This window comes from Niameybacter sp., from assembly GCF_036655075.1.
Taxonomy (GTDB): Bacteria; Bacillota; Clostridia; order Lachnospirales; family Cellulosilyticaceae; genus Holtiella.
On the sequence record NZ_JAVVQU010000011.1, the window covers coordinates 59,005 to 66,143 of the forward strand.

The following is a 7,139-nucleotide window of genomic DNA, read 5'->3' on the forward strand; positions in this document are numbered from 1 at the left end:
ACACCTCTTCCTTTATTTTATTAAAATAAACCAGACCTAGAATTTTTTCAATTCTAAATCTGGTTTGCATCACTTTCAAAACTTGAAAGGTACATTCTTATTATAATACTTTTAGCAAATAATTTGAATGCCTGTTTCATATTTTTTATCTTCTATAATCACACGTACGTCATAAGTCCCTTTTAAATTGGTTTTCGTTACACAAGTTCTTGTATTTCTATCATCTGTATCTAAGAAAGAACCACAACACATTGCTTTAGATGGAATAGCTGTCGTAGAAATATAATATCTGTGAACTTCCTCACCTTGTTCTAAGAGCATCATTGCAAGGTCACCTTTCATGAAGCGGCAGAAGAATGTAAACTTATCCATTTCTTCTTCCACTCTTGCATTGCAGCTTTCTGGTAAAATCTCACCACAAGCCTCTGCTGGGATCGCAGTATCAAACTCTTTTGTTTCACTTAAGTAACCTAAGATAGTTCCTTCACCTAATTCTAAATTAATGCCCTCACTGTATAGTTTAAGCTTTTTAGCACGGTAGAAGTTACCACGTACTTTCATTTCATACATTTTTATATCATGTGCAAGTTCTACTGTAATAGATTCTAAAGTTCCACCTGTCATTCTAACAAAAGCACCTAATGCTTCAGATGGAATACCCTGTTTGTCATAAGCAATTCCACCTGAGTGTACTAAATAATGTCCTTCATCATAGTATTCTACATTACAAATATATGGAGAGAAGAATTCTGCGCCTCTTTCCTTTCCATATTGCCATACTTGCTCAATGGTCATGTCTTCTGTATTGATATGGTATCTTACGCCTCTTGAGTAATTGTTATAGGCTTCTACTTTTCTTTCTTCTACTTTAGTTGCATTATGATGGTTGTCAAAACACATTACATCGCCATTTGGTGTAATGACACAAGCATGCTGCTCATATTGCCATTCAAAGTTATTGCCCATTGGTTTGAAGAAATATTTTTGCATATGATCTGGCCAAGTTTCTGGGTCACCAATAATCCAGTTTAATGCACCACTATCATAATCAATATTCACCATGGCATCTACATGACGACCGGAGAAAGTTAGTGAGTGAGTATGTTCATCGTACCAAACTGCATTGTTATGGAACCAGTCTTCATCTGTATGGGATAGACCTTTTCCATCTCCAGGTGTTAAGAAGTTTTTGTAATCCCAAGTTTTTAAGATTTCACCTGTATTTCTATCTAATAATACACATTGATCCTCTACTGTTTCACTTGTCATGTCCTCAGTTAAGCACAGTAAGTTACCATCTGGCATTTCAAATTGGTCATGATGATACGCACCTGGTACACGATATTCTTTATAAATTTTTCCTACTGGAGACATTTCATATAACCCAGACATATAGTATGGCATTCTAATGAGGCGGTCTGTCCCAAAGAGTAAATTACCATTTCTTAAACGTTTTAAATCAAATACACAAAGGGTAGTTAAATGCCAGCGGATGTCCCCTGCATAGTCTACACCTAATGTTGTTTCAGTCCCTGCTGGACAAAGAATCATCATATTGTCTTGGAAGTACTCAGGTGTTGTTTGTACGTATTCAATGACACTTTGGTCTACAACGTGTCCTACTTCAATCTGAATCGTTGTTGTTTTCCCTCTGTAAGGTGTGATTTCTACCGTATTGTTATAATCACTATATAAGCCTAGCACTGGTAAAATATGTGTTTTTGCTTTTGGGAAAGTGTGCACCATATCTGCTACTTTTGTTTTCCCTTTGACACGAATAGTAACCGCTACTTCTTGTTCTGTACGGAATAATACCACCGCTGATAATGGGTTAATAAGGTATGCATTGTACTTAACAAGAGGGTTTTCTACTGTATAGTTTCCTGCCTCAAATTCTGCTAACATTTTCTTTTCTGCTTTAGTTTGAAGAGGAATCCAGTGTTCGATTTTTTTGTATTCTACTGCCATCATTCATCACTCCTTAAATAGTTGTTATAGTTTTATCAATTTACTTCATTGATTATATAAATTTGTTTAATGGGATTATTTTTGCCTATCTTATGTCTAAAAGAATAAATTTATAAAAGGTATACCAAATACTAAAATAACTGCTAACTCTACTGCCACAATAACACTTGTATATTTATACACATCTCCTGAAGTTAAGTACTCTTTGTTTCCAAATAGCATGGCTGATAGCGGAGATGAAGCTGGTGTACAAGCAGCAGTTAACAATACTGTAAAAATCAACAAGATAATAATAGGTGCTGGACTAATGCCTGCAGTTGCACAATAAGTTAATACAACAGGTTGTAAAATCATACCTATAACTAGAGAGTTACAAATATTTGTTAATAATACAACCAATACTAATAATACTACTGTAAACATGGTACCAGACATCTTGCTAAAGATTGGAGATAAAATAGTATTTAAGAAAGGTGTAACACCCGTTGCTTCATTCGTTAGCACCCCACCAATTAAGATTGCCGACATACATAAGAAAAATGTAGGCCAAGCAAAATCTTTGCCCATTACTTCGCTAAAACGTAGTACCGGTCCATCTTCAAATTGGAGTAAACTTAAAGCAGCAACAAGCACCATCGGTACAATGATTGAGTTCTTATTAATAGAACTTAATATCGGTACATTAGGTAATAAACTTGGTACTAACATACAGAAGATGAACATACATAGGGAAATACCATATACTTTTTGTGCGCTTGTCATAGGTGGCAATGGATTTTTCTTTAACATATCAATACTAATTTTTTTAAGTGGTTCAACATCTGGATGGAAAACATATTTTATAACTAATAGTGTAGTAATAATTAAAATTAGACCTAAAACAAAGCAGGCAGTAAAGTATGAAGCATCAGAAATGACAACACCTTCAGTTAATGTCGGAAAGTTGGGTATTAACCCCCTATAGTTTCCAAGTAATGCAAGTCCATTTCCCATATAAGGCGGCACTGGGAAACCGATTAATGATGAAATAACGACCCCTATTACCATTAACTTTGGATATTCATCTGTTTTCTTATAGCCTATTTCTTCAAATACACCATATAAAATTGGCCAGAATAAGAATATAGGTGCAAATGCACCAATGAATACTGACATGAGATAGGTTCCCAGCATCATTACCAGGGTAAATACCCAAGGCCTTCCTTCCATTAGCTTCCTTGTCATAATCCAACGTGCAATGTATACGGTTAATTTTCTATTGGTTAAGCCCCCCATGAAAATCATTAGGAAAAACATTTGTACAACTGTTGGATTCCCAAAGCAAGTGCTTAACACACCTCCTGCTGGAGCAAAATCACTTATGGCTAACATGGAAATACTAACAATACTTGCAACAGTAGGATTTATTGTTGACCACAGATAAATAGTCCCAATAAATACACCGATTACCTGAAGTCCGACTTCTGTTACATTGGGTAATATACCCAACGGAATGAATCGAAATAGAATCATAATGGCAAACCCAATGAGAAAATGAACATATGATGCTTTGATCTGCTTTTTCATATTTGCGTAACCTCCCATAATAATTTAAACTACTTGTTAAATTTTTATCATTATCATCATTATAAATTTTTTTCTTAGACTTTATAATAGTGATACTTTAGATTGTACTGCAAAATTATTATAAGAAAATGGTACACTTTTGATAAATTCTGTTTATAATGCCAAATCCATAGCAATCTTTATGTTCAAATTACCTATTTCTCTTTCTACAATGCGCTCAAGTTCTTGAGCTTCTTGTAGATCATTTGCATTTTTCACCGCTAAGGTAATCTTTAATTTTTTTGTCCTTCCCCCTCCTAATTTAAAAGCTGCTATTCGTAGGGTTTCAACCAATAACTGAACTTGCTCTTCATATTTCAGATAATGATAAGGGTATATCAAATGCAAAATAATTTTTGATTGTTCAATTTCATAGATTAATTCATTAAAATAATTATACACTTTATAATGTGGGTCAAATACCTCCCCCATATTACTATAAGGATTTAATATAATTTCAATCCCTTCTAACTCCAAGGGTTGTACCCTTTTCATTTGCATTAACTGCTTATACACTTTACCGCCACTTGTTTCTCTACAACGCCTAATATGATGTAGTTCCATAAATGCATCCAAAATCTCTTTTTCAAATAGTATCTTATACTGATTCTCTAAACCATAACATTCTTCTCGCCATGTCTTAGGAAGTTTTTTAAAATACTTTTTAAAAATACTATAGAAGGATTTCATATCATTAATGCCTACCCTATTCGCTATTTCAGTCATACATAAGTGCTTGTCCAACAAATGCCCCTGTATCATAATTAACTTTCGATACTGCACAAAATCTTTAAAGCTCACTGCCCCTATTTTTTTCATAAATTGAGAGAAATAAGTTGCATTCATATACAACTGTTTCAAAATATCCTCAACAATAATCTTCTCTCCCTTATTTTCAATAACATATTCTACAACCTCGTAATAACGATCTTGTAATTTTCCTGTTGGATACTCTCCATCTTGTTTCATATGCGAAATCAATTGATAAGAACTAAATAACATATGTACCAAATGTGATTCATTCAATTGTATTTCCTCCTCTGGGACAGTATCATACAACTTATTTTCAAAACAATATTGATTGACTAACAAGTCAACCACAATCCTATTTAATCTATTTTTCAAAGGTCTCTTGACCGCTACTATTTCATCGCTATTGATAAACTCTACGTACTTCATTTTATCAAATATATTGTTAAATTCTGCCAATCGGATTTTTGTGCTAAGAATATATGCACCCTCACTTTGAATGCTATGTACAACGTAACGATTGATTAAAGTAAATTCTCCCTCGTGTATTGTTGTAACACGCTCGACTTTTTGAATAGTAATACTTCCCTTCAGCACAAGCACAATTTCTAAATCCTCTGTAGAAAAATGGGGTTTTATAGTCTGTACATACAACATATTGGTTCTAATTCTATCTTTTATCATCTTATCCCCCAACTGTATTATATTTTAAACTATTAATATTATTTTATATCATTTCATTTTCATCATACCATAAAGCCTATTAATATTATAGTAGGCCTTTTTCTATCCATTTTATAAGATGTCTTTTTAATTTATTCCCTATTTTCACGATAGCTTATTCTTCTTATATTTAGAAAAAGGAGAGGTATACCTTATATTAAAATTATATTTTTGTATGGATTTTTTTGGTGCTTTCGCTAGTCATTTTTATAAAGGGTACCAAATGACATTTTAAGTGTTGTACTATATACTATAGGGAGATATTTTGTAACTTTAAAAGTGAGGTATTCTATGCAGATTAATATTCATGTACATAATAAAACTTACATTCACGCAGATGCATTAATAGAAGATTATATACCTTTCATTGTAAAAGTTATCTCTTCTACAACACATCGCTATGTCTCTTTAGAAAATGATGAAACCTTTAGCATTGGCCTAGATGCCTTTTATCAGGCTATTTGTAAATATGATGCAAGCAAAGGAGAGTTTCTTTCTTTTGCTCAATTGGTCATCAAAAGTCGTCTTCTAAATTATTTAAATAGTGAAAATAAGGATATCGTCTTGGATTCTCTAGATGCTGATCCTGCCTTAGATTTAGGCCAACTCAAATATGAGTATTTAGATACCTCCCTAGACCACACGGATTTAATTGCTGAGGAGATTCATTTGCTCAATAGTATTTTACAAGACTTTAAATTTGACTTAAGCACACTTTCAGTTGAATCTCCCAAACATCAAAAGACACGAGATAATGCTATTGAAATTAGTAAAAAGGTAAGTCAGGACAAACCTTTAGTCGATTGGATGTATATCAAAAAGCGTTTACCCATTTCACAAATTTCTCTTAAGTATCAAGTCACTCAAAAAGTACTTAAGGGAAGTAAAAAGTTCATTATAACTGTTACGATTATACTGGATAAAAATCTCCGTAATCTTAAATTATGGATTAGAAAGTAGGAGGCTTATGTTAAAAAAAGGTATTATTGTATCCCTTTCTCCATCCTTTGCAATAGTTATGGAAAAAGGTGGTGCATTTCACAAGATTAAACTTAAAGATGCTATGGTTATTGGGCAACCTATTCTTTTTACCGATGAGGATATCCTTTCACAAGCTCCATCTTACCTGCATCACTTTCGTCCTTTAATGGTAGTAGCAGCCGCACTTATACTTTTTTTAATCCCAGTGCTTTACAAGGTTCAAACACCTTATGCGATTGTCTCCTTAGATATTAATCCAAGTATTGAACTACGCCTTAACAAACAAGGTATGGTCAAGAAAGTAATTTCTAAAAATAAGGATGCGAACACACCTACATTCACCGAATTAAAAGGACACCCTCTAGAACAGGCTCTTCATAATTTGAGTACAACGCTAACTCAAGAAGGCTTTATACAAGATACGCCTTATATACTTGTAAGTTATGCTGAGCTTAGAAACAATACGCTTGAGCTTGACACAACGCTTGCATCTTATATAGCTACAAGCTTTACAGATGCTTATATTGTTTATCTACCAAGTAACAAACATACCTATTCTCTTGCTAACCAAGCAGACCTCAGCCTAGGACGTTATCAAGCAAGTCAGCTCCTTGGGGAGCACCTCCCTGATATTGACTTTAAAACCATTGATATTCCTACCCTTCTACACTACCTCGAACCCGATTTAGATGTAGAAACACCTCTAGATACTAGTGAAAAAGATGATTTGCTGACAAATTTAAAAATTGATGATTCTATAATTGCTCCTGACAATATCAAAGAAGCTTTTGAAGATACTTCCCACAGCACTCTAGATGATGAGGATGATCAAGATGACAATGACTATCCGGATTCTTCTAATTCTCCTGATGATGCTATAGATGATGACATGCATGAGAATGACGATAAGGATTCTTCTAATTCCTTAGATGATACTCTAGATGATATGCATGAGGATGACCAAGATGATAATGACGATAAGGATTCTTCTAATTCCTCAGATGATACTATAGATGATGACATGCATGAGGAGGGCCAAGATGATGATGAGGAGGGTGAGGACGATTAGCCCTCCTCCTAAGTCCATCATTCTACATTTATACCCATCTTAA

5 protein-coding genes are annotated in these 7,139 nt (G+C 33.8%); 2 read left to right on the forward strand and 3 right to left on the reverse strand.

The genetic code is table 11. The features are described 5' to 3' along the window. Window positions 1-111: 111 nt before the first annotated feature. The 3 genes from RRY75_RS04910 to RRY75_RS04920 form a co-directional block, all read right to left on the reverse strand. The gene (locus tag RRY75_RS04910) at window positions 112-1,971 is read right to left on the reverse strand and encodes an aryl-sulfate sulfotransferase (RefSeq protein WP_332491988.1); all 1,860 of its coding nucleotides are present in this window, start codon (window positions 1,969-1,971) and stop codon (window positions 112-114) included. Window positions 1,972-2,064: 93 nt separating this feature from the next. Then, a complete protein-coding gene (locus tag RRY75_RS04915; RefSeq protein WP_332491986.1) occupies window positions 2,065-3,534 on the reverse strand; it encodes an SLC13 family permease in 1,470 nt (489 codons plus the stop codon). A gap of 153 nt (window positions 3,535-3,687) precedes the next feature. Next, a complete protein-coding gene (locus tag RRY75_RS04920) occupies window positions 3,688-5,007 on the reverse strand; it encodes a helix-turn-helix domain-containing protein (RefSeq protein ID WP_332527210.1) in 1,320 nt (439 codons plus the stop codon). Window positions 5,008-5,337: 330 nt separating this feature from the next. On the opposite strand from RRY75_RS04920, the gene RRY75_RS04925 reads away from it, so the two are divergent. Beyond that, a complete protein-coding gene (locus RRY75_RS04925) occupies window positions 5,338-6,006 on the forward strand; it encodes a hypothetical protein (protein ID WP_332491982.1) in 669 nt (222 codons plus the stop codon). A gap of 7 nt (window positions 6,007-6,013) precedes the next feature. Next, a complete protein-coding gene (locus RRY75_RS04930) occupies window positions 6,014-7,096 on the forward strand; it encodes an anti-sigma factor domain-containing protein (protein WP_332715850.1) in 1,083 nt (360 codons plus the stop codon). The last annotated feature ends 43 nt before the right edge of the window (window positions 7,097-7,139 follow it).